The organism is Geodermatophilus sp. YIM 151500, from assembly GCF_025716945.1.
Taxonomy (GTDB): domain Bacteria; phylum Actinomycetota; class Actinomycetes; order Mycobacteriales; family Geodermatophilaceae; genus YIM-151500.
Map to the genome: position 1 here is coordinate 778,016 of NZ_JAOVZT010000001.1, position 20,569 is coordinate 798,584.

At 75.4% G+C, this 20,569-nt stretch carries 19 protein-coding genes; 8 read left to right on the top strand and 11 right to left on the bottom strand.

Translation table 11 applies throughout. The features are described from left to right. Positions 1–143 precede the first annotated feature (143 nt). Positions 144–998, top strand: a complete 855-nt coding sequence (locus tag OF117_RS03540) for a DNA-formamidopyrimidine glycosylase family protein (protein WP_263551407.1) — start codon at positions 144–146, stop codon at positions 996–998. A gap of 112 nt (positions 999–1,110) precedes the next feature. Here OF117_RS03540 and OF117_RS03545 read toward each other — a convergent pair whose 3' ends face one another. Together OF117_RS03545 and OF117_RS03550 are read right to left on the bottom strand one after the other, a co-directional pair. Continuing rightward, positions 1,111–1,617, bottom strand: coding sequence for a cupin domain-containing protein (locus OF117_RS03545; RefSeq protein WP_263551408.1), 507 nt, complete (start codon positions 1,615–1,617; stop codon positions 1,111–1,113). A gap of 17 nt (positions 1,618–1,634) precedes the next feature. Then, the gene (locus OF117_RS03550) at positions 1,635–2,489 is read right to left on the bottom strand and encodes a PspA/IM30 family protein (protein ID WP_263551409.1); all 855 of its coding nucleotides are present in this window, start codon (positions 2,487–2,489) and stop codon (positions 1,635–1,637) included. A gap of 122 nt (positions 2,490–2,611) precedes the next feature. On the opposite strand from OF117_RS03550, the gene OF117_RS03555 reads away from it, so the two are divergent. Both OF117_RS03555 and OF117_RS03560 read left to right on the top strand, forming a co-directional pair. After that, complete coding sequence (locus OF117_RS03555; protein WP_263551410.1) at positions 2,612–3,652, top strand: PfkB family carbohydrate kinase; 1,041 nt, start codon at positions 2,612–2,614, stop codon at positions 3,650–3,652. Continuing rightward, positions 3,649–4,140, top strand: coding sequence for a GNAT family N-acetyltransferase (locus OF117_RS03560; protein ID WP_263551411.1), 492 nt, complete (start codon positions 3,649–3,651; stop codon positions 4,138–4,140). Before OF117_RS03555 ends, OF117_RS03560 begins: the two co-directional genes overlap by 4 nt. A gap of 29 nt (positions 4,141–4,169) precedes the next feature. On the opposite strand, the gene OF117_RS03565 is transcribed toward OF117_RS03560, so the two are convergent. The 4 genes from OF117_RS03565 to OF117_RS03580 all read right to left on the bottom strand — a co-directional run bounded on the left by OF117_RS03565 (position 4,170) and on the right by OF117_RS03580 (position 9,536). Then, positions 4,170–4,553: a helix-turn-helix domain-containing protein gene (locus tag OF117_RS03565; RefSeq protein ID WP_263551412.1), complete on the bottom strand. Its 384-nt coding sequence runs from the start codon at positions 4,551–4,553 to the stop codon at positions 4,170–4,172. A gap of 151 nt (positions 4,554–4,704) precedes the next feature. Continuing rightward, entirely contained in the window at positions 4,705–5,370 is a 666-nt protein-coding gene (pgsA, locus tag OF117_RS03570; RefSeq protein WP_263551413.1) for a CDP-diacylglycerol--glycerol-3-phosphate 3-phosphatidyltransferase, read from the bottom strand. Continuing rightward, positions 5,367–6,827, bottom strand: a complete 1,461-nt coding sequence (gene rimO, locus OF117_RS03575) for a 30S ribosomal protein S12 methylthiotransferase RimO (RefSeq protein ID WP_263551414.1) — start codon at positions 6,825–6,827, stop codon at positions 5,367–5,369. Before rimO ends, pgsA begins: the two co-directional genes overlap by 4 nt. A gap of 129 nt (positions 6,828–6,956) precedes the next feature. Beyond that, the gene (locus tag OF117_RS03580; RefSeq protein ID WP_263551415.1) at positions 6,957–9,536 is read right to left on the bottom strand and encodes an FtsK/SpoIIIE family DNA translocase; all 2,580 of its coding nucleotides are present in this window, start codon (positions 9,534–9,536) and stop codon (positions 6,957–6,959) included. An 88-nt stretch (positions 9,537–9,624) separates the two neighbouring features. Between OF117_RS03580 and OF117_RS03585 the strand changes: the two genes are divergently transcribed. Next, positions 9,625–11,577, top strand: coding sequence for a prolyl oligopeptidase family serine peptidase (locus OF117_RS03585; RefSeq protein WP_263551416.1), 1,953 nt, complete (start codon positions 9,625–9,627; stop codon positions 11,575–11,577). Between the two features lie 53 nt (positions 11,578–11,630). Here the strand turns inward: OF117_RS03585 and OF117_RS03590 are convergent, their stop codons facing one another. The 3 genes from OF117_RS03590 to thyX form a co-directional block, all read right to left on the bottom strand. Then, a complete protein-coding gene (locus OF117_RS03590) occupies positions 11,631–13,331 on the bottom strand; it encodes a ribonuclease J (protein ID WP_318014212.1) in 1,701 nt (566 codons plus the stop codon). Positions 13,332–13,356: 25 nt separating this feature from the next. Beyond that, positions 13,357–14,256, bottom strand: coding sequence for a 4-hydroxy-tetrahydrodipicolinate synthase (dapA, locus tag OF117_RS03595; protein WP_263551417.1), 900 nt, complete (start codon positions 14,254–14,256; stop codon positions 13,357–13,359). Between the two features lie 65 nt (positions 14,257–14,321). Continuing rightward, on the bottom strand, positions 14,322–15,074 hold the full coding sequence (thyX, locus tag OF117_RS03600) for an FAD-dependent thymidylate synthase (protein WP_263551418.1): 753 nt from the start codon (positions 15,072–15,074) through the stop codon (positions 14,322–14,324). 244 nt (positions 15,075–15,318) lie between these two features. Between thyX and OF117_RS03605 the strand changes: the two genes are divergently transcribed. Beyond that, the gene (locus OF117_RS03605; RefSeq protein ID WP_263551419.1) at positions 15,319–15,810 is read left to right on the top strand and encodes a hypothetical protein; all 492 of its coding nucleotides are present in this window, start codon (positions 15,319–15,321) and stop codon (positions 15,808–15,810) included. A 26-nt stretch (positions 15,811–15,836) separates the two neighbouring features. Further along, positions 15,837–16,670: a DUF4097 family beta strand repeat-containing protein gene (locus OF117_RS03610; RefSeq protein ID WP_263551420.1), complete on the top strand. Its 834-nt coding sequence runs from the start codon at positions 15,837–15,839 to the stop codon at positions 16,668–16,670. A 9-nt stretch (positions 16,671–16,679) separates the two neighbouring features. Here the strand turns inward: OF117_RS03610 and OF117_RS03615 are convergent, their stop codons facing one another. Then, entirely contained in the window at positions 16,680–17,909 is a 1,230-nt protein-coding gene (locus OF117_RS03615; protein WP_263551421.1) for a winged helix-turn-helix domain-containing protein, read from the bottom strand. Next, positions 17,906–18,928, bottom strand: a complete 1,023-nt coding sequence (locus OF117_RS03620) for an EamA family transporter (protein WP_263551422.1) — start codon at positions 18,926–18,928, stop codon at positions 17,906–17,908. Before OF117_RS03620 ends, OF117_RS03615 begins: the two co-directional genes overlap by 4 nt. Before the next feature lie 59 nt (positions 18,929–18,987). Here OF117_RS03620 and OF117_RS03625 point away from each other — a divergent pair, with 59 nt between their 5' ends. Further along, entirely contained in the window at positions 18,988–19,593 is a 606-nt protein-coding gene (locus OF117_RS03625; RefSeq protein ID WP_263551423.1) for a GNAT family N-acetyltransferase, read from the top strand. Beyond that, entirely contained in the window at positions 19,590–20,252 is a 663-nt protein-coding gene (locus tag OF117_RS03630; protein ID WP_263551424.1) for a DUF2461 domain-containing protein, read from the top strand. Before OF117_RS03625 ends, OF117_RS03630 begins: the two co-directional genes overlap by 4 nt. The last annotated feature ends 317 nt before the right edge of the window (positions 20,253–20,569 follow it).

The window sequence follows — 20,569 nt, forward strand, 5'->3', positions numbered from 1 at the left end:
CGTGGCGGCTGAGCGGGCGCGGCGTCGGGTCGGCATCACCATCGCCACCGCACAGCGTCCGGGGCCGCGCGGTCCTTCCCGGATGTCACAGGGCTCACAGGGCGTTCGAGCAGCGCGGACGCCGCCCGGGGACAATCGGTGCCGTGCCCGAGGGAGACACCGTCTGGCTGGCGGCCAAGCGCATGCACACCGCGCTCGCCGGCGCCACGCTGCGCCGCGGCGAACTGCGGGTGCCGCAGCTGGCCGCCGTCGACCTGGCGGGGGCGACGGTGCGCGAGGTCGTCCCGCGGGGCAAGCACATGCTGACCCGCTTCACCGACGGCCGGACGCTGCGCACCCACTACCGGATGGACGGCAGCTGGCACATCTACCGGCACGGCACCCGCTGGCGGGGCGGTCCGGCGTTCGCCGTCCGGGCCGTCCTGGCGACCGACGAGTGGGAGTGCGTCGGCTACCGGCTGCACGACGTCGCGCTCGTGCCGACCTCGGAGGAGGACCGGCTGGTCGGCCACCTCGGGCCCGACGTGCTGGGGCCCGACTGGGACCTCGACGAGGCGCTGCGCCGGCTGCGCGCGACGCCCGACGAGCAGATCGGCGTCGCCCTGCTCGACCAGCGCAACCTCGCGGGCATCGGCAACCTGTACAAGGTCGAGTCGCTGTTCCTGTGCGGCGTCCACCCGTGGACGCGGGTCGCGGACGTCGCCGACCTCGCCGCTCTGGTGGACCGGGCGCGGACGCTCATGCTGGTCAACCGCGACCGGCCGGAGCAGAGCACCACCGGCGACCTGCGCCGCGGGTCCGACCACTGGGTCGCCGGACGCAAGGGCCGCCCCTGCCGCCGCTGCGGCACGCCGATCCTGCTCGGCGACCAGGGGCCGGACCTGCAGGAGCGGGTCACCTGGTGGTGCCCCCGCTGCCAGGCCGCGCGGTCGCCGATCGACCCGCGGGCCCGCACCGGCGAGCCGGGTCGGCCACCGATGCTGCCCACCGCGACCTGACCCGGGCGGCGGGCGGCGCGTGTGCGCCCAGGCCCCGAATCCCCGCCTCGGGACGGTGTGTCGGCGCACGCCCTCGGCTCCCCCCTCCGAGGAGCGGCCGGGGACGGCACGCTCAGGCCGGATCGACCCAGAACGTGTCGTGGCGGAGGTAGAAGGCCGCCCGTTCCTCCTCGGTCATCGCATCGCGCCGGGCGGCGTGGGCCAGGGTCTCGAAGTAGTCCTCCCGGGGTGCCCCGGGCGTGAACAACAGCAGCATGGACGCCGGCCCGCCCGACTCGTTGCGGAAGCCGTGGACGCCGCCGGGCGGGACGTACAGGAAGTCACCCGGCCCTGCGTCGACCCAGCGGGCGCCGTCGTACCACCGGACGGTGCCGGTCAGCACGAAGAACGACTCGCCGATGCTCCGGTGGAAGTGGGGACCCGGCCCGCTCGGGGTCGCGCCCATGTCCCACCGGTACAGCCCGAAGTCACCACCGGTGAGCGCCCCGGTGGCCAGGTAGTGCGTCGCGTTGCCCGTCGGCGTGGTCAGCTCGGGTGGCGAGCCGGCGCGCCGGAGCACCGCGCTCACCTCGCCGTCCGCGCCGCGGTACCGGTCCGGCGGGTAAGCGGGGAAGGACACGGCCAGCCCGGATGACGTCAGGCCTGCTGCTCGGGGCGCTCGGCGGGCTGCGGTGTGGGCTCGTCGGCCGGCTGCTGCGCGGCCGGCTGCTGGGCCTCGCCGGCCTCGATCGCCCCGGCCGCCGTCGGCGCACCCTCGACCGCCTGCGGACCGGTGGTCATCGCCGCGCGGATCTGGTCGAGCCGCGAGGCGCCGGCGATGTCGAGGGTGGCCTTCTGCACCTCGAGCATCCGGCCCTCGACCGAGGTCTGGGCCAGCTCGGCCTGCCCGAGGGCGTGCGCGTAGCGCGCCTCGATCTTGTCGCGCACCTCCGAGAGGCTGGGCGTGTTGCCCGGCGCGGACAGCTCGTTGACCTGCCGCAGCGAGGCGGCCACGTGCTCCTGCATGCGGGCCTGCTCGAGCTGGCTCATCAGCTTCGTGCGCTCGGCCAGCGTCGTCTGCAGCCGCATCCGGCTCTGCTCCACCGCGCCCCGCGCCTGCTCGGCGGCCTGCAGCGCCTCGTCGTGGCTGCGCTTGAGGTCCTCCATCGACTGCTCGGCGGCGACCAGCTGGGTGGCGAAGGCCTGCGCGGCGTTCTCGTACTCCGTCGCCTTGGCCCCGTCGCCGGCGGCCCGGCTGCGGTCGGCGAGCACGAGCGCCTGGCGGGCCGACGACTGCAGCCGCTCGACCTCGCCGAGCTGCCGGTTGAGCCGCATCTCCAGCTGCCGCTGGTTGCCGAGCACGGCCGCGGCCTGGTTGGCCAGGGCCTGGTGGCGCTGCTGCTCGGCCTCGATGGCCTGGGCGATCTGCACCTTCGGATCGGCCCGCTCGTCGATCTTCTGGTTGGCCGACGCCGTGAGGTACCTCCACAGCTTCACGAACGGGTTGGGCATGGTTCCTCCTGCTCCGGCGCGGTCGCCGGCCCGTCGATGCTCGTCGCCGTCCATCGTCCCAGGTGGTCACCGGCCGCAGCCAACGGATCCACCCGTTGGCGGGTCGCGGCTAGGGTGCTGCCGTGCCCGACGGCCCCGCTCCCGCCGATCCACCCGTGCTGTGCGTGCTCGGCGAGCTGGTCGTCGACCTGCTGCCCGTGCCCGAGGCCGGGGCCGGTCCGGAGGGGACGGCGCCCCAGTACGTCGCCCGGCCCGGGGGGAACGCGCTCAACGTCGCGGTGGCGGCCGGCCGGCTGGGCACCCCGGTGCGGCTGCTGGCCCGGCTGGGCGCCGGGCCGCTGGCGCCCGCACTGCGGCGGCACGCCGAGCTGTCGGGGGTCGACCCGGCGGGTTTCGTCCCGGCGACCCAACCGGTGAGCCTGGCCGTCGTCGGGCTCGGTCCCGACGGCTCCCCGGACTACGGCTTCCACGTCGCCGGCGCGGCCGACTGGCAGTGGACCGACGAGGAGCTGGCCCGGGTCCTGCCCGCCCGCCCAGGCATCGTCCACGTGGGCTCGATCTCCTCCTGGACCGCGCCCGGCTGCGAGGCGATCGCCCGGCTGGTCGAGCGGCTGCACGGCAGCGCCCTGGTCAGCGTCGACCCGAACATCCGCCCGATGCTGGCCGACGGGCCGCCCGCGCGGCTGCTGGGCAACACCGGCGCCGCGGTCCGCGAGCGGCTGGAGCGGCTCCTCGCCCGCGCCGACGTCGTGAAGGTCAGCGCCGAGGACCTGACCTGGCTGGAGCCGGCCACCACCGACCTGGACGACGCCGCGCGCCGCTGGGCCGAGCGCGGGCCGGCCCTGGTGCTGCTCACCGACGGCAGCGCGCCGCTGCGGGTCGCTCGCCCCGGCCGGGCGCTTCTGCACCGGGCGCCCCCGCGGGTGACCGTCGCCGACACGGTCGGCGCCGGTGACTCGCTGGCCGCGGGCCTGTTCGCCGGGCTGCTGGACACCGGCGTGGCCGATCGCGCGGCGCTCGAGGCGCTGTCGGACGACGACCTGCTGCGCCTGGTCGACGACGCGGCCCTGGTCGCCGCGCTGAACTGCACCCGCGTCGGCGCCGACCCGCCCACCCGAGCCGAGCTGGACGCCGCCCGGGCGGGAGGCGCAGCCGTCCGGTGAGCGGCGGCCTGCGGCTGGTCGGCATCGAGGAGCTGTCCGCGGGTGCGCTGCGCGACCGGCTGCTGGCCCGTGCCGACGCGTTCTGGTCCGACAGCGCGCTGCCGCCGGGCGACGTACGCGCCCTGCACGACCCGCTGTTCTTCCACCAGCTCGGCGGCTTCGGCGCCGTCGCGCTGACGCCCGACGACCGCGACGCCGGCTACCTGCTCGGCCTGGTCACCGCCGACCGGCTGGCCGTGGTCCAGGCACTGGCCGTCGACCCGGCGCACCGCCGCCACGGAGTCGCCGTCCGGCTGCTCGAGCGCTTCGCGGCCCTGGCCGCCGGGACCGGCGCCCGCGTCGTCCAGGCGGTCGCGGTCCCCGGCGACGGCGCCGTCCTCGGACTGGCCCGGCGGTTCGGCGCGCGCGTCACGCCGTCGGCCGGCCACGCCGGCCCGGGCGCCGACCGGCTCGTGCTCACCCGCGCGCTGCCGCTGCACCGGCGGTGACCGGCCGGTCGACCACGGACGAGGGGCGCTCAGGCCGCCAGCGAGACCGCTCCCCGGCGCAGTACCGACCGCGCCGGCGCCGGACCCGAGCCGACCAGCGCGAGAGCGGGCTCCTCCCCGCCGGCGGCGGAGGCCGGCGTGGGCACCGGGGCGGATGCCGGGTCCGCGGTCGGGGTCGGGGCGGCGGTGCGCAGGCTGGCGCCGACCTCCACCAGCAGGTCGGCCAGCTCCAGGTCGAGGGCGTCGCAGATCGAGGCGAGCAGCTCGGAGGAGGCCTCCTTCTGCCCCCGCTCGACCTCGGACAGGTACCCCAGGCTGACCCGGGCGGCGCCGGAGACGTCGCGCAGCGTGCGGCGCTGGCGGAGCCGGTGGCTGCGCAGCGAGGTACCGAGCTGGGTGCGCAGCAACGTCATGGCCGTCTCCTGTCCTGCGTGGGGGGCGGCGGCGCCGTTTCCGGCACCGTGCGCTCACGGTACGCGGAGCCGCGCCCCGGGGTCGGCCGACCGGCGGCCGTCCGCTGATGGCGTAACGCCCGGCTGCCGGGCGGCGTTCCCCGGCCGGCGCTCAGGCCGCCGTGTCGGTCCGGGCGCCGGGCGGCCGCCGGGCGCCCGCCGCGGACGTCGCCGCCGCGCCGGCGCGGCGCAGCCGCAGGGCCCGGACGACGTAGTCGAGACCGGTCACGACGGTCAGCACCAGGGCCACGGCCATCACCCACCAGCGGGCCGCGGCCAGCACACCGCCCAGCGGCAGGATGTACAGGCCGATGGCCACCGACTGGGCGACCGTCTTCCACTTGCCCCCGCGGCTGGCGGGGATGACCCCGTGCCGGATGACCCACAGGCGCAGCAGCGTCACGCCCCACTCGCGGACGAGGATCACGACGGTGACCCACCAGGCCAGCAGCCCGAGCACCGACAGGCCGACCAGGGCCGTGCCGGTGAGCGCCTTGTCGGCGATCGGGTCGACGAGCTTGCCGAACTCCGTCTCCTGACCGGTGCGCCGGGCCAGCATCCCGTCGTACCAGTCGGTGGCGATGGCCAGCGCGAAGACGACGGCGGCCCACCAGCGGCCCGCGTCGTCGGCACCGCCGTCGCGCAGCAGCAGGACGGCGAACAGCGGCACGCTGGCCAGCCGGAGGACGGTCAGCGCGTTGGGCAGGTTGACCAGACGCGGCCCGCGCCCGTCCGGCGCACGCCGGACCGGACCCGGGTCGCGCGCCGCGCCGCTCATCGTTGCGCCGCGAGCCGTGCGGGGACCGGAACCGGGGACGCCGCCCGGGCGAGCAGGTCGACGCCCTCGGCGGCCTCGACCACGGCCGGGACCAGCTGCCCGGCGACGGCCGCGGCGGGCACCCCGGCGACGGTGGTCGTGCCGTCGGCGTCCGGGTCCTGGTGGGCGGCCGAACCGGCCCACACCCCCGGCTCCTCCTCGGCGGAGAGGTCGTCGGTCAGCAGCACGTCGACCCGCTCGCCGACGCGCTCGTCGGCCCGCTGGGCGGTGAGCTCCTCGACCAGGTCGGTGATGCGGCGGACCCGGGCGTCGATCTCGGCCTGGTCGAGCTTGCCGGGCAGGCCCGCGGCCTCGGTGCCCTCCTCGTCGGAGTAGCCGAAGACCCCGACGGCGTCGAGCCGGCCCGCGACGAGGAAGCGCTCGAGCTCCGCGACGTCGTCCTCGGTCTCACCGGGGAAGCCGAGGATGACGTTGGTGCGGAAGCCGGCCGACGGGGCCAGCGCCCGTGCCCGGGCGATGAGCCCGAGGAAGTCGTCGGTGCCGCCGAAGCGGCGCATGCGCCGCAGCAGCGACGGCGAGGAGTGCTGGAAGGACAGGTCGAAGTACGGCGCCACTCCCGGCGCGGTGGCGATGACCTCGAGGAGACCGGGGCGCAGCTCCGCCGGCTGCAGGTAGGCCACCCGCACCCGGGCCACGCCCTCGACGGCGGCCAGCTGCGGCAGCAGCGCCTCCAGCGCGCGCAGGTCGCCGAGGTCCTTGCCGTAGGAGGTGGAGTTCTCGCTGACCAGCACCAGCTCGCTGACGCCCTGACCGGCCAGCCACCGCGCCTCGGCGAGGACCTCGCCGGGCGGGCGGGAGACGAACGCGCCGCGGAACGAGGGGATGGCGCAGAACGCGCAGCGGCGGTCGCAGCCGGAGGCCAGCTTCAGCGCGGCCGAGGGGCCTCCGGCCAGCCGGCGGCGGCGCAGCCAGTCGTGCCCGGGCAGCGACGGGACGTCGGCCGCCGCGGTCGCGCCGGCCACGACCGAGGCCCGCTGCACCGGGCTGACCGGCAGCAGCGTGCGCCGGTCACGGGGGTCGTGCGGCACCAGCGGACGGCCGGCGAGCACGTCGTCGAGCCGGTCGCCGATCGCGGCGTAGTCGTCGAACCCGAGGACGGTGGCCTCCGGCAGCGCCCCGGCCAGTTCCGAGCCGTAGCGCTCGGCCATGCAGCCGACGGCGACCACGGAGGCGCCGGAGTCGGTGGCGGACAGGAGTGCGTCGACGGAGTCCTTCTTCGCCGACTCGATGAAGCCGCAGGTGTTGACCAGGACGGCGTCGGCACCGTCGGCGTCGTCGACCAGCTCGTAGCCCTCGGCGGCCAACCGACCGGCCAGTTCCTCGGAGTCGACCTCGTTGCGGGCGCAACCGAGGGTCACCAGCGCCACGGTGCGGGCGGTGCGGGGCGCTGCTGTCACCGGGCCATCGTAGTCGCCGGAGCGCGGGCCGCCGGACGGCCGCGTGCGGGCCGCCGGACGGCCGCGTGCCCGCCGCCCGACGGCCGCGTGCCCGCCACCCGGGGCGGGGAGCGGGGGCAGGGCGTCCGGCTACTCCCCGCCGCGCAGGGTGATCAGCACCGACTCGAGCTCGTCGGGCTTGACCAGCACGTCGCGCGCCTTGGACCCCTCCGACGGGCCGACGATGCCCCGGCTCTCCATGAGGTCCATGAGCCGGCCGGCCTTGGCGAAGCCGACCCGCAGCTTGCGCTGCAGCATCGAGGTGGAGCCGAACTGGCTGGTGACGATCAGCTCGACGGCCTGGACCAGCAGGTCGAGGTCGCCGCCGATGTCCTCGTCGATCTCCTTCTTCTCGCCGCCGCCGCCGGCCGAGAAGACCTCCTCGCGGTACTCCGGCTCGGCCTGCCGCTTGGTGAACTCGACGACCGCCTCGATCTCGGTGTCGGAGACGAAGGCGCCCTGCACGCGCATCGGCTTGCCCGCGCCGATCGGCAGGAACAGCGCGTCACCCATGCCGATGAGCTTCTCCGCGCCCGGCTGGTCGAGGATGACCCGGCTGTCGGTCAGCGACGAGGTGGAGAACGCCAGCCGCGAGGGCACGTTGGCCTTGATCAGGCCGGTGACGACGTCGACCGACGGGCGCTGCGTGGCCAGCACCAGGTGGATGCCGGCGGCGCGGGCCTTCTGCGTGATGCGGACGATGTAGTCCTCGACGTCGCGGGGCGCGACCATCATCAGGTCGGCCAGCTCGTCGACCACGGCGAGGATGTACGGGTAGGTCCGGTACACCCGCTCGCTGCCCGGCGGGGCGGTGATCTCGCCCCGCTCCACCTTGCGGTTGAAATCGTCGATGTGCCGGACGCCGGACGCCCGCATGTCCTGGTAGCGCTGCTCCATCTCCTCGACCAGCCAGGCCAGCGCGGTGGCGGCCTTCTTCGGGTCGGTGATGATCGGCGTGATCAGGTGCGGGATGCCGTCGTAGGGCGTCAGCTCGACCATCTTCGGGTCGACCAGGATCATCCGCAGCTGCTCGGGCGTGGCCCGCAGCAGCAGCGAGGTCAGCAGCGAGTTGATGCAGCTGGACTTGCCGGCTCCGGTGGCACCCGCGACGAGCAGGTGCGGCATCTTGGCCAGGTTGGCGCAGACGAAGCCGCCCTCGATGTCCTTGCCCAGGCCGACCAGCATGGGGTGCGGATCCTGCTTGGCCGCCTGCGAGCGGAGGACGTCGCCCAGGCTGACCTTCTCGCGGTCGGTGTTGGGCACCTCGATGCCCACCGCCGACTTACCGGGGATCGGCGCCAGGATGCGGATGTTGTCGTTGGCCACCGCGTAGGCCATGTTGCGGGTCAGCGCCGTGATCTTCTCGACCTTCACGCCCTGGCCGAGCTCCACCTCGTAACGGGTGACCGTCGGCCCGCGGGTGAAGCCGGTGACCGCGGCGTCGATGTTGAACTGCTCCAGGACGCCGGTGATCGCGTCGATGGCCACGTCGTTGGCCTTCGACCGGGCGCGCGGCGGGTCGCCGGGGCGCAGCATGCTGATCGAGGGCAGCGCGTAGTCGCCCTCGACCGGCTGGATGGACAGCTGCTCGGGTTCGGCGACCGGGGGGAGGTCCTCCGGCGGCGCCGTGCGGTCGACCACCGGCGGGCGCAGCGTCGTGTGCACCGGCGGCGTGGTCGCCGTCGCCTCGAGGGCCTCGTCGTAGGCGGCGGAGTCGATCGCCGGGACGCCGCGGCCGAGGGGCTCGCCGGCCGCGAGGGCGCCGGTGTCGACCGGGCCGGTGGTGAGCAGGTCCTCCGGCAGGCTCCGCTCCAGCGCGCGCGCCTTGCGCCGCCCGCGCCGGCCGGTGGGCTCCGGCTCGGGTTCGAGGTCCTCCTCGTCCGGCTCGTCCTCGTACCCGTCGTCCTCGTCGCCGTCGTAGTCGGCGCGGCCGAGCAGCCGGTCCCCGAAGTCGCGCAGCCGCTCGGGGATCTGGTGCACCGGCGTGGCGGTGATGACGAGCAGGCCGAAGAAGGCCATCAGCACCATGAGGAGGACCGCCACGGTCGAGCCCAGCCCCGCGGCGAGCGGCGTCCCGACCGCCCACCCGGTGAGCCCGCCCGAGCCCGGCACGCCCTGCGGCGGCCCGGCCTCCAGGCCTCCGCCGACGACGTGCGCGATGCCCAGCACCGAGGCGAGGGTGAACAGCCAGCCGATGGCCAGGCGGCCCCGCGCCTCCGGGCGGGGGGCACGGCGCAGCAGCCGCAGCGAGACGAGGAACAGCAGCACGGGCAGGACGACGACCAGCGTGCCGACACCCCAGCGGACCGACGTGGCGATGGCGGCGCCGACCGGCCCGATGCCGTCGCTCCACACCGCCGCGCCCAGCACGATCGCCAGCCCGAGCACCGCCAGGCCGACGCCGTCGCGCCGGTGCTCGGGGGCCAGCGGTTCGGCCTCCTCCGGCCGGGCCACCGAGCGGGCCAGCCCGCCGGCGCCGCGGGCCAGCAGTGACCAACCGCCGCCGATGACCCGGAGCAGGCCGGGGCCGGACGAGCTCCGCGCGGCGGGCCTGCGCGCGCTCGACGCCCGCTTGGCCGGCGGCCGCTTGCGCGCCGCCGTCGACCCGGAGCGGCTCCGCGCGGGCGCCTTGCCCGCCGGGCGGCGGGAGGACGTGGTGCGGGCAGCCATGCGTCGGACGGTAATCGCCCGGGCAGCCCGGCGCGGGCAGGCGGGCCGTCGTGTCCCCCACCGGCACCCGGGTCCTACCGTTCGGGGCATGCCCACGCCCCTCCCCTGCGGCAGCTGGCCCACCCCGATCACGTCCGACCTCGTCGTGCGGGCCGCCGCGCGGCTCGGCGAGGTGTGCGTCGACGGCGTGGACGTGTGGTGGTCGGAGGGCCGCCCGGCCGAGGGTGGCCGGTCGGCCGTCGTCCGTCGCACCGGGACCGGGACGGTCGACGACGTCCTGCCCCCGCCGTGGAACGCGCGGACCCGCGTGCACGAGTACGGCGGCGGCGCCTGGACAGTCGCGGACGGCGTGCTGTGGTTCACCGAGTTCGCCGACCAGCGGCTGCACCGCCTGACCCCGGGCGACGCCGAGCCGCGCGCCGTGACCCCAGCGCCGGACGCGCCCGCCGGCGTCCGCTTCGCCGACCTGCAGGTGACCCCGGACGGGTCGGTGCTCGCCGTCCGCGAGACACACCCCGCCGGCGGCGGGCCCGCGGCGGTGGTGAACGAGGTCGTCCGGATCGACGGGGACGGCACGGCCACGCTGCTGGTGAGCGGGCCGGACTTTGTGTCCGATCCCCGACAGGGACCCGACGGTGCGCTGTGCTGGTTGCAGTGGCAGCACCCGGACATGCCGTGGGACGCCGCGCAGCTCGTCGTCCGGTCCGTCGACGGGGCGGAGTCGGTGGTCGCCGGCGGACCCGGTGAGTCCGCCGTCCAGCCGAGGTGGGCCGCCGACGGCACGCTGTGGTTCCTGTGCGACCGCACCGACGCGTGGTCGCTGTACCGCTGGCGCCCCGGCGGCGACGCCGAGCTGGTGTTCGACGCCGGCAGCGACATCGCCCTCCCGCAGTGGGTGTTCGGGCAGAGCCGGTACGCACTGCTGGCCGACGGGCGGATCGCGCTGGCCTACCCCCGCGACGGGGCGGACCGGCTGGCGGTGCTCGAGCCCGGTGGCGCGCCGCGCGAGCTGGACCTTCCGTACGCCGCGTACGCGCAGGTGCGCGCGCAGGGCACGTCGGTGGTGTGCGTCGCCGGCGGCCCGGACGCCGAGCCGGTGGTGCTGCGGATCCCTGCCGACGGCGGCGCCGCTGACGTGCTGCGCCCGGCCCGGGATCTGGGCCTGGACCCGGCCTGGTTCTCCCGGCCCGAGCCGGTGACGTTCCCGACGCCCGACCGCGGCACCGGCGTCGCGGAGGCGCACGCGCTGGTCTACCCGCCGGCCAACCCGGACGCCGGCGTGCCCGATGGCGAGCGCCCGCCGCTGCTGGTGGTCGTGCACGGCGGCCCGACCGGGGCGACGTCCGCGGTGCTCAACCTGGGCATCCAGTACTGGACCTCGCGGGGGTTCTGCGTCGCCGACGTCGACTACCGCGGCTCCACCGGCTACGGCCGCCGCTACCGCGAGGCGCTGAAGGGCGGATGGGGGGTGGTCGACCTCGACGACGTCGAGGCCTGCGTGCGGTTCCTGGTCGACGCCCGCCGGGTCGACCCGGCGCGGCTGGCCATCCGCGGGGGCTCGGCCGGCGGGTACACGACCCTGGCCGCACTCACGATGCGACCGGGCACGTTCACCGCCGGCGCCAGCCACTACGGGCTGGCCGACCTGAGCGCCTTCGTCGGCGACACCCACAAGTTCGAGTCGCGCTACCTCGACGGCCTCGTCGCGCCCTGGCCCTCGGGCCGCGCGGTCTACGAGGAGCGCTCCCCCATCAACCACGTCGACGCGCTCGACACCCCGCTGGCCGTCTTCCAGGGCGAGGAGGACGCGGTGGTGCCGCCGGCGCAGGCCGAGCTGATCGTGGCGGCGCTGCGGGCGAAGGGTGTGCCGCACGCCTACCTGCTGTTCTCCGGCGAGCAGCACGGCTTCCGCCGGGCGGAGAACATCCGCGCCGCCCTGGACGGCGAACTGTCGTTCTACGCCCAGGTCTGGCGCTTCGACCTCCCGCCTGGCGAGGGCATCACGCCGATCCAGGTCGTCGGAGTGGATTCATCGAGGTGACCGCGACATCGAGGTGACCGCGACATCGAGGTGACCGCGACGAATCCGCTCCGCTAGACCTCGAGGACGGTGGGGATGATCATCGGGCGGCGGCGGTGCCGGTCGGAGACCCACTTGCCGACCGTCCGGCGGATCACCTGCGCCAGCCGGTGCGCGTCGACCTCGCCGTCGTCCAGTTCGCGGCGCAGGTTCGCCTCGACGAGGGCGAGCGCCTCGTCGAAGGCGGCCGGGTCGTCGGAGAAGCCGCGGGTGGACAGGTGCACCGGCCGCACGATGGTGCGCGTCGACGGCTCGATGACGACGGTGAGCGCCACGAAGCCCTCGTCGCCGAGGATCCGCCGGGCCTGCAGCGATTCCTCGCCCACGTCGCCGACGTTGACCCCGTCGACGTAGACGTCGCCGATCGGCACCGACCCGGTGATCGACGCCTTGCCGTCGACGAGGTCGACCACCACGCCGTCCTCGGCCAGGATGACCCGGTCGGCGGTCATGCCGGTCTCCTCGGCCAGCGCGGCGTGGGCCCGCAGGTGCCGCCACTCCCCGTGCACGGGCATCAGGTAGCGCGGCTTGGCCACGTTCAGCAGGGTGCGCAGCTCGCCGGCCGGGGCGTGCCCGGACACGTGCACCCGCGCGGTCTCCTTGTGCACCACGGTCGCGCCGAGCCGGGCCAGGCCGTTGATCACCTTGTAGACGGCGGTCTCGTTGCCCGGCACGAGCGAGGACGCGAGGACGACGGTGTCGCCGGCCTCGATGGTGACCTGGGAGTGCTCGCCGCGGGCCATCCGGCCGAGCGCCGACAGGGGCTCGCCCTGCGACCCGGTGGACACCAGGACGACCTGCTCGGGCGGCATGGCCGCGGCCTCGTCGAGGGACACCATGAGCCCCGGGGCCACCCGGAGCAGGCCGAGGTCGCGGGCGACGCCCATGTTGCGCACCATCGACCGGCCGACGAGGGCGACCTTCCGCCCGTGCATCTCCGCGCAGTCGAGCACCTGCTGGATGCGGTGCACGTGGCTGGCGAAGCTGGAGACGATCAGCCGCTGCGTGGCGCGGGCGAAGACGTCGTCGAGCACCGGGCCGATGGAGCGCTCCGGAGTGACGAACCCGGGGATCTCTGCGTTGGTGGAGTCGGCGAGCAGCAGGTCGATGCCCTCCATGCCGAGCCGGGCGAAGGCGCCCAGGTCGGTCAGCACGCCGTCGAGCGGCAGCTGGTCCATCTTGAAGTCGCCGGTGTGGACCAGCAGGCCCGCGGGGGTGTGCACGGCGACGGCCAGCGCGTCGGGGATCGAGTGGTTGACCGAGATGAACTCGCAGTGGAAGGGCCCGGCGACGTGGTCGTCGCCGGCGGCGACCTCGACCAGGGTCGGCTCGATCCGGTGCTCGCGGAGCTTCGCGGCGACCAGCGCGAGCGTGAAGCGCGAGCCGACCAGCGGGATGTCACCACGCAACCGCAGCAGGTAGGGGATGGCGCCGATGTGGTCCTCGTGCCCGTGGGTGAGGACGACGGCCGCGATGTCGTCGAGCCGGTGCTCGATCACGCCGAAGTCGGGCAGGATCAGGTCGATGCCGGGCTGCTCGGCCTCGGGGAACAGGACGCCGCAGTCGATGACCAGCAGACGGCCCTCGTACTCGAGCACGGCCATGTTGCGGCCGATCTCGCCGAGGCCGCCGAGGGCCATGAGGCGCAGGCCGCCGGAGGGCAGCGGCGGCGGCGCCTGGAGGTCGAGGTGCGGCTGGGTGACCTGGCCGCTCACGGATGGCTGCGCACGGGGTTCAGGGTCACAGGTCGATGCCTCCAGCGGCGAGGTCGGCGCGCAGCTGCGCGAGCTGTTCGGGGGTCGCGTCGACCAGCGGCGGCCGCGTCGGACCCGCCGGCAGGCCGAGCGCGTTGAGCGCGGCCTTGATCATCATCGCGCCCTGGCCGCCGCCCATGACACCGGTGTAGACGGGCAGCAGGCTCTCGTTGACGGCCCGGGCCTTCACCAGGTCGCCGGACTCGACCGCGGCGACGAGCTCGGCCAGCCGCGGGCCGACGAGGTGGCCGACCACGCTGACCACGCCGACCGCGCCGATCGCCAGCAGCGGCAGGTTGAGCATGTCCTCGCCGCTGTAGTAGGCGAGGTCGGTGCGGGCGAGGGTCCAGGCGACGTCGCCCAGGTTCCCCTTGGCGTCCTTGACCGCGACGATCCGCGGGTGCTCGGACAGGCGGACCAGCGTCTCGACGTGGATGGGCACCAGCGAGCGCGGCGGGATGTCGTAGAGCATCACCGGCAGGTCGGTGGCGTCGGCGACCGCGGTGAAGTGACGGAGCAGGCCGGCCTGCGTCGGCCGGTTGTAGTACGGCGTGACCACGAGCAGGCCGTGGACGCCGAGGCCGGCGGCGGACCGGGCGCGCTCGATGGAGTGGGCGGTGTCGTTGGTGCCGACCCCCGCGACCACGGTGGCCCGGTCTCCGACGGCGTCCATCACCGCCTCGAGGACGGCGTGCTGCTCGCCGTCGCTGATCGTCGGCGCCTCTCCCGTGGTGCCCAGGACGACCAGCCCGTCGTGCGCCTGCCGGTCGACCAGGTGGGCGGCCAGCTCCTGCGCGCCGGAGAGGTCGATCGAGCCGTCCTCGGCGAAGGGCGTCACCATGGCCGTCAGCACCCGCCCGAACGGGCGGGCCGGGTCGGTGGTCATGGGAGGAATCTACCGACCCGCGCCGACACCGTCCGGACGGTGACGGCGGGCGGCCGGTCGGGAGCTCATCCCTCGCTCACGTACGGGCTGGCGGCCACCTCGGTGCCGTCGGCCAGGGTGCTGATCCGGAAGTCGTCGAAGACGTGGCCGGCCACCCGCTGCAGCTCCCGCAGGCAGGCCACGGCCAGCTCGCGGATCTCCACGTCGGCGTGCTCGCTGGCCCGCATCGCGACGAAGTGCCGCCACGCCCGGTAGTTGCCGGTGACGACGATGCGCGTCTCGGTGGCGTTCGGCAGCACCGCGCGGGCCGCCTGCCGGGCCTGCTTGCGCCGCAGGGTGGCGTTGGGGACGTCGGCGAACCGCTTCTCCAGCCCCTCGAGCAGGTCGTTGTAGGCCGAGAGCGCGGCGTCGGCGGCATCGAGGAAGCGCTGGTGCAGCTCGGGATCCTCGGCGATGACGGCGGGCTCGACGAACGCGGCGTCGCGCTCGGGCACGTACCGCTGGGAGAGCTGGCTGTAGGAGAAGTGCCGGTGCCGGATGAGCTCGTGGGTGAGCGACCGGGAGACCCCGGACAGGTACATGCTCACGGTGCCGTGCTCGAGCACCGACAGGTGCCCGACCTCGAGGATGTGCCGCAGGTAGCCCGCGTTGGTCGCGGTCGCCGGGTTCGGCTTGTTCCAGGACTGGTAGCAGGCCCGGCCGGCGAACTCGGCGAGGGCCTGGCCGCCCTCGACGTCGGTCTCCCAGGGCACGTCCGCGGGCGGGGCGAACTGCGTCTGGGCGATGACCTGGACCTGGAGGGGCACGATCTGGGGCACGGGCCGAGCCTACGTGCGGCCCCGGACGCGCCGGCAGCGGCGGAAGCGATCGGCGTCCCACCCGTCCCACCGGTCCGGCGCGCCCCTCCGGGGCGGAGGGCAGAGCCCCGCGGGATGGCGAGGGAGCAGCGGGCGCGGCCACGTCCGGCGGCCGCCTCCGTTCGACTCCCCGACTCCCCGCCATGCCTCCCGTGTGACGCCACGTCTCCTTGCCATGACGTCATAGTGGTGCCACCATGGCGCCATGGAGCTGGACCGCCATGTCGGAGAGCTTCGGGAGGCACTCGCCGCGGCCGCCGCGGCCGGGACGCCCCAGGCGCAGGAGACCGCCCGCCTCCTGGCCGACGCCATGGGGCCCGCCGTCCGGCTCGTGCTGATCGACGCCCTGTCGGAGATGGCCGCGCAGGTCACTGCGGCGCTCGACGGGCCTACGGTCGACGTCCGGGTGCGGGGCGGGGATCCGGAGGTGGTCGTGACCCCGGCGCCGCACGGTCCGGTGCCGGACGAGGACCCGGCCGCCTCGACGGACGACGACAGTCCCGTCGTGCGGATCAGCCTGCGGCTGCCCGACTTCCTCAAGGACCGCGCCGAGCAGGCCGCGGCCGGTGCAGGGACGTCGCTGAACGCGTGGCTGGGCCGGGCCGTCGCCGACGCGCTGCGCGCCGAACGTGCCCCGTGGTCCGGTCCGTCCGGCGGCCGCGGTCCGCGGCGCTGGTCCGGATACGCCCGCAGCTAGCGGCCCGTCACTCCCAGGAGGTCCCCATGTCCGTCCGCGAGGAATCCTTCCCGGTCGACGGTCCGCTGGCGGTCGATGTCCGCAATCCCGCCGGATCGGTGGCCCTGACCGCGCGCGAGGGCGGCGGTCGCGTCGAGGTGCGCGTCGAGGCCCTCGATCCGGCTGCCGCGCAGCTGCTGGAGGCGGTCGACATCGCAACCTCGTCCTCGGACGGCGAGCGGCCGCAGCGCGTGCGGGTCACCGTGCCGGAGCGCTGGCTGTTCCGCACCCCGCGGTTCGCGGTCACCGTGCGCGGTCCCGCGGCGACCGACGCCCGGCTGGCGGTCGCCTCGGCGGACGTCGACGTGCGCGGCCCGGTCGGCGCGCTCACCGTCACCGCCGCCAGCGGGGACGTCGCGGTCGAGTCGGCGAGGGAGCTGAACCTGCGCAGCGCGAGCGGCGACGTGCGGGTCGGCAGCGTGGCCGACCGCGCCACGGTGGGCACGGCGTCGGGCGACCTGCGCGTCGACACCGCCGGCGACCGGTTGGAGGTGCGGACCGCGTCCGGGAACGTCGCCGTCGGGCGCGCCGGGGCGGAAGTGTCGGTCGGCACCGCCTCCGGCGACGTCCGCATCGACGCCGTCGAGCAGGGGCGGGTGCGGCTCACGACGGTGTCCGGTGACACCACGGTCGGCGTGGCCCCCGGGCAGCGCGTGTGGCTGGAGCTGTCGAGCGCGTCCGGCCGCATGCATTCCGAACTGACCGCGGAGGAGGGCGCCGCCGCGGCCGACGACCGGGCCGGACCCGCCACCGTGTCCATCACCGCGCGCACGGTCTCCGGTGACGTGCGCATCGTCCGGGCCGCGCACGCGCCGGCCTGATCTGCCGCCTCAGCGGAGCGCGAGGGGGCGTTCCAGGACGCGGACGAGGTCGCCGGCCAGGTCGCCACGGTCGGCGACGCCGACGTCGTCGAGGCCCAGCCAGCCGGCCATCGACCGGAGTTCCGCCGCGAGTGCCGCGGCGACCAGCGGGCGGTCGGCGCCCTCCTCGGCGTGCGCGGCCTGCACCCGCAGCACGCCGGCGTGCCGGTCGGCCTTGAGGTCGACGCGGGCGACGAACTGGTCACCGAGCAGGAAGGGCAGCACGTAGTAGCCGTGCACCCGCTTCGCCTTGGGGGTGTAGATCTCGATGCGGTAGCGGAAGCCGAAGATCCGTTCGACCCTCGGCCGCTCCCAGACCAGGGAGTCGAAGGGGCTGAGCAGCGCCCTGGCCCGGATCCGCCGCGGCCGCCGCACCCTCGGGTCGAGCCAGGCCGGCGCGTTCCAGCCGGTCACCTCGACCGGGAGCAGCTCCCCCGACTCGACGAGTTCGGCGATCGCCGTCCGCGCCTGGGCGGGCCGGAGGCGGAAGTAGTCGCGCAGGTCGCGCTCGGTGGCCACGCCGAGCGCCGACGCGGCGGTGCGCACCAGCTCGCGTGCCGCGTCGGCCGCGGCGGGCGTGGGCGCGGTCAGGACGTCGGCGGGCAGCACCCGCTCGGGCAGGTCGTAGACGCGCTCGAAGGCGGCCGTGCGGCCCCGGCTGGTGAGCGCGCCGGCGTAGAACAGCCACTCGAGCGCGACCTTGCCGGCGTGCCAGTTCCACATGCTGCCCGGCCGATCGGGTCTCGGCTCGGCCAGGTCGCTGGCCTTGACCGGGCCGTCGGTGCGGACCCGGTCGAGCACCTCGGCCACGTAGTGCGGCCGTTCGCGCTGGATGCGCACCATCGAGCCCCAGGCGTGCTCCTCGGCGGCGGCCATCCGCCAGCGCAGGCAGGGGTGCAGCCGCACCGGGAGGAACGAGGCCTCGTGCGCCCAGTACTCGAACAGCTCGTGGCGCCGGCCGGTCAACGCATCGAGGGCACTGCGGGGGTACGGGCCCAGGCGGCTGAAGGCGGGCAGGTAGTGCGCCCGCGACAGCACGTTGACCGAGTCGATCTGCAGGACCGCCAAGCGGTCGGCCAACCGGCGCAGCTGCCGCGTGCCGACCGCGCCGGACGGCCGCGGCTCGGCGAACCCCTGGGCGGCGAGGGCGATCCGGCGGGCCAGCGCCGCCGGCAGCCGCTCCGTCGGCGGTGCGCTCACGTCGTCCGGTCCTGCCCCGTACCCACGACGGCCCCGGTCGTGGCGGTGCGGCCGCGGACGCGCCCGGGACGGCGCCGGCGCGGACCGCCGCGCGAACTGATGACCAGCGCCACCGCCGCCACGATGATGCCGCCGCCGACGAGCACGTCCGTCGTCAGCGGCTCACCGAGGAAGAGCGCCCCGAGCGCCACGGCGACCACCGGGTTCACGTAGGCATAGGTGGTGGTGAGCGAGACCGGCGCGCGGGCGAGCAACCAGACGTAGGCGCTGTAGGCCACCAGGCTGCCGGCCACGACCAGGTAGGCCAGCGCGATCCACGAGGACGCCGGGACGGCGGCCGGCTCCAGCCGACCCCACTCGCCGGCCAACGAGCCCACGACCACCATGGCCGCACCGCCGGCCAGCATCTCGACGACCGTGGTGACGAAGGGATCGGCCGGGAGGGGACGCCGGGTCGCGAGCACGGTGCCGCCGGCCCACAGCGCCGCGGCGAGGCACACCAGCAGCAGCGGGCCGAGGCGGCCGGGACCACCGATGCCCGGGGCGAGCAGCAGACCGACGCCGACCAGACCGAGGACCAGGCCGGCGACCGTGACCGGCGACGGGCGGTCGCGGAGGAGGGCGCGCAGGGCGACCACCCACAGCGGCGTGCTCGCGATGAGCAGTGCGGCGAGGCCGGAGTCGACGTCCTGCTCGGCGACGGCGACCATCCCGTTGCCCCCGAGGAGGAGCAGCAACCCGCACACCGCGGCCGTCGCCGCCTGCGACCGGGTCATCCGCAGCACGCCGGGGCCGCGCAGGAGCACGACCGCCGCGAGCAGCAGCACGCCGGCCACCAGGAAGCGGCCGCCCATGGCCAGCAGCGGCGGCAGCGCGGTCACCGTGTACTTGATCGCCAGGTACGTCGAGCCCCAGACGAGGTAGACGGTGCCCAGCGCGGCCACCACGCCGCCGGTGACGGGGCGCGCGTCGAGGGTGGGGACGGCTCGCCGTCCCGTCGCGCCGGTCGTGGTGGTCACCGGGTCATTGCAACAGGTGGGACTGACGTTCCCGGCGCCGGTCCGCCTACCCTGCCCGGATGGACCCGTCCCCGGCCTTCCCGCGCCGGACCGGCACGGCCGAGGTGTCGGTGCGCCCGGCCCGGCCGGACGACGCCGCGGCGATCGCGCGCGTCCAGGAGCTGACCTGGCGGACGGCGTACCGGGACCTGCTGCCGGCCGCCGTCCTCGACTCGTGGGAGGCCACCGCCGCCGAGGCGACGTGGCGGGCCGCGGTGGTCTCGCCGCCCACTCCTGGACACGGGGTGCTGGTCGCGCTGGAGCGGCAGACCGTCGTCGGGTTCGCCGCGTACGGACCGGCAGAACTCGGGGCCGGTGAGCGGCCGTCGGCCGAGGGCCCGACGACGGAGGTGGCCGCGCTGCTCGTGGAGCCCCGGTGGGGACGGCGCGGGCACGGCAGCAGACTGCTCGCCGCCGTGAGCGACCTGGCGGCGGCGACCGGCGCCGGCCGGCTGCAGATGTGGCTCCCGGAGCAGGACGCGGTCTCGGCCGGCTTCCTCGAGTCCGCCGGCTGGGACCGTGACGGCTGGGCACGGACGCTGGACACGGGTGACGTGCCGTTGCGGGAGGTCCGCTGGCACACGGTGCTCGGCAGCGGCTCCGCTGTGGAGGAGGGCGGCGCGTGACCTTCCAGGGCTTCCCCGACGCGGGCCTGGTCTTCTACGAGGGGCTCGAGGCGGACAACTCGAAGACCTACTGGACCCGCCACAAGGCCGTCTACGAGGAGCAGGTGCGCGCCCCGCTGCAGGCGATGCTCGACGAGCTCGCCGGCGAGTTCGGCCCGGCCAAGGTGTTCCGGCCCTACCGCGACGTCCGGTTCAGCAACGACAAGACGCCCTACAAGACGCACCAGGGGGCGGTCGTGGCACGGGAGGGGTCGGGCGTCGGCGCCTGGTACGTGCAGATATCCGCCGAGGGGCTGCTGGTCGCCGGCGGTGCCTGGCGACTGGAGTCCGACCAGGTCGACCGGTTCCGGCGCGGGGTGGCCGATGGCGTCCAGGGAGCCCGGCTGCTCGACGAGCTCGGCACGCTGTCCGCCGCCGGGTACGGCATCGAGGGCGATCGGCTCACCCGCGTGCCGAAGGGCTTCGACGTGGACGACGCGCGGGCCGCGCTGCTGCGCCACAAGTCCCTGCACGCCTCCCGGCGCTGGGACCCGGCGGACTGGCTGCACGACCGCCGGGCGCTCGACGAGGTCCGCGCGGCCTGGCGCGCGTTCGGACCGCTGAACCGCTGGCTCGCCGACAACGTCGGCGCGACCACGAGGGACGCCCGCCGCCGCTGACGAGCACGGCCGCAGCCCGTCCCACGGACGACGAGGGACGCGCTCCCCCAGCAGGATCCGGTAGATCCCGGGAACGCGCTCGAGAATGGCGCCGCTACATCACGTCGTAGGCAACGGGAGTGCCAGAGGAATGGCGAGCGCCGCAACTCATATGCACCTGGACCCGTATGCGACGGCCGCCTGGTCCGCAGCCGCGGAACGCGACAGGCCTCCAGACAGCGGCAGGGCCCTCATGACGCGACAGGACCCCAGCCGGATGGCTGGGGCCCTGTCGGTGATGGTTGTCCGGCGGCGTCCTACTCTCCCACCCCGTTGCC

Coding starts and splice junctions, on each gene's coding strand:
- OF117_RS03625 (WP_263551423.1), top strand. CDS start 18,988: ATGGACCCGTCCCCGGCCTTCCCGCGCCGGACCGGCACGGCCGAGGTG.
- OF117_RS03580 (WP_263551415.1), bottom strand. CDS start 9,536: ATGGCTGCCCGCACCACGTCCTCCCGCCGCCCGGCGGGCAAGGCGCCC.
- OF117_RS03605 (WP_263551419.1), top strand. CDS start 15,319: ATGGAGCTGGACCGCCATGTCGGAGAGCTTCGGGAGGCACTCGCCGCG.
- OF117_RS03610 (WP_263551420.1), top strand. CDS start 15,837: ATGTCCGTCCGCGAGGAATCCTTCCCGGTCGACGGTCCGCTGGCGGTC.
- OF117_RS03565 (WP_263551412.1), bottom strand. CDS start 4,553: ATGACGTTGCTGCGCACCCAGCTCGGTACCTCGCTGCGCAGCCACCGG.
- OF117_RS03550 (WP_263551409.1), bottom strand. CDS start 2,489: ATGCCCAACCCGTTCGTGAAGCTGTGGAGGTACCTCACGGCGTCGGCC.
- pgsA (WP_263551413.1), bottom strand. CDS start 5,370: ATGAGCGGCGCGGCGCGCGACCCGGGTCCGGTCCGGCGTGCGCCGGAC.
- dapA (WP_263551417.1), bottom strand. CDS start 14,256: ATGACCACCGACCCGGCCCGCCCGTTCGGGCGGGTGCTGACGGCCATG.
- OF117_RS03585 (WP_263551416.1), top strand. CDS start 9,625: ATGCCCACGCCCCTCCCCTGCGGCAGCTGGCCCACCCCGATCACGTCC.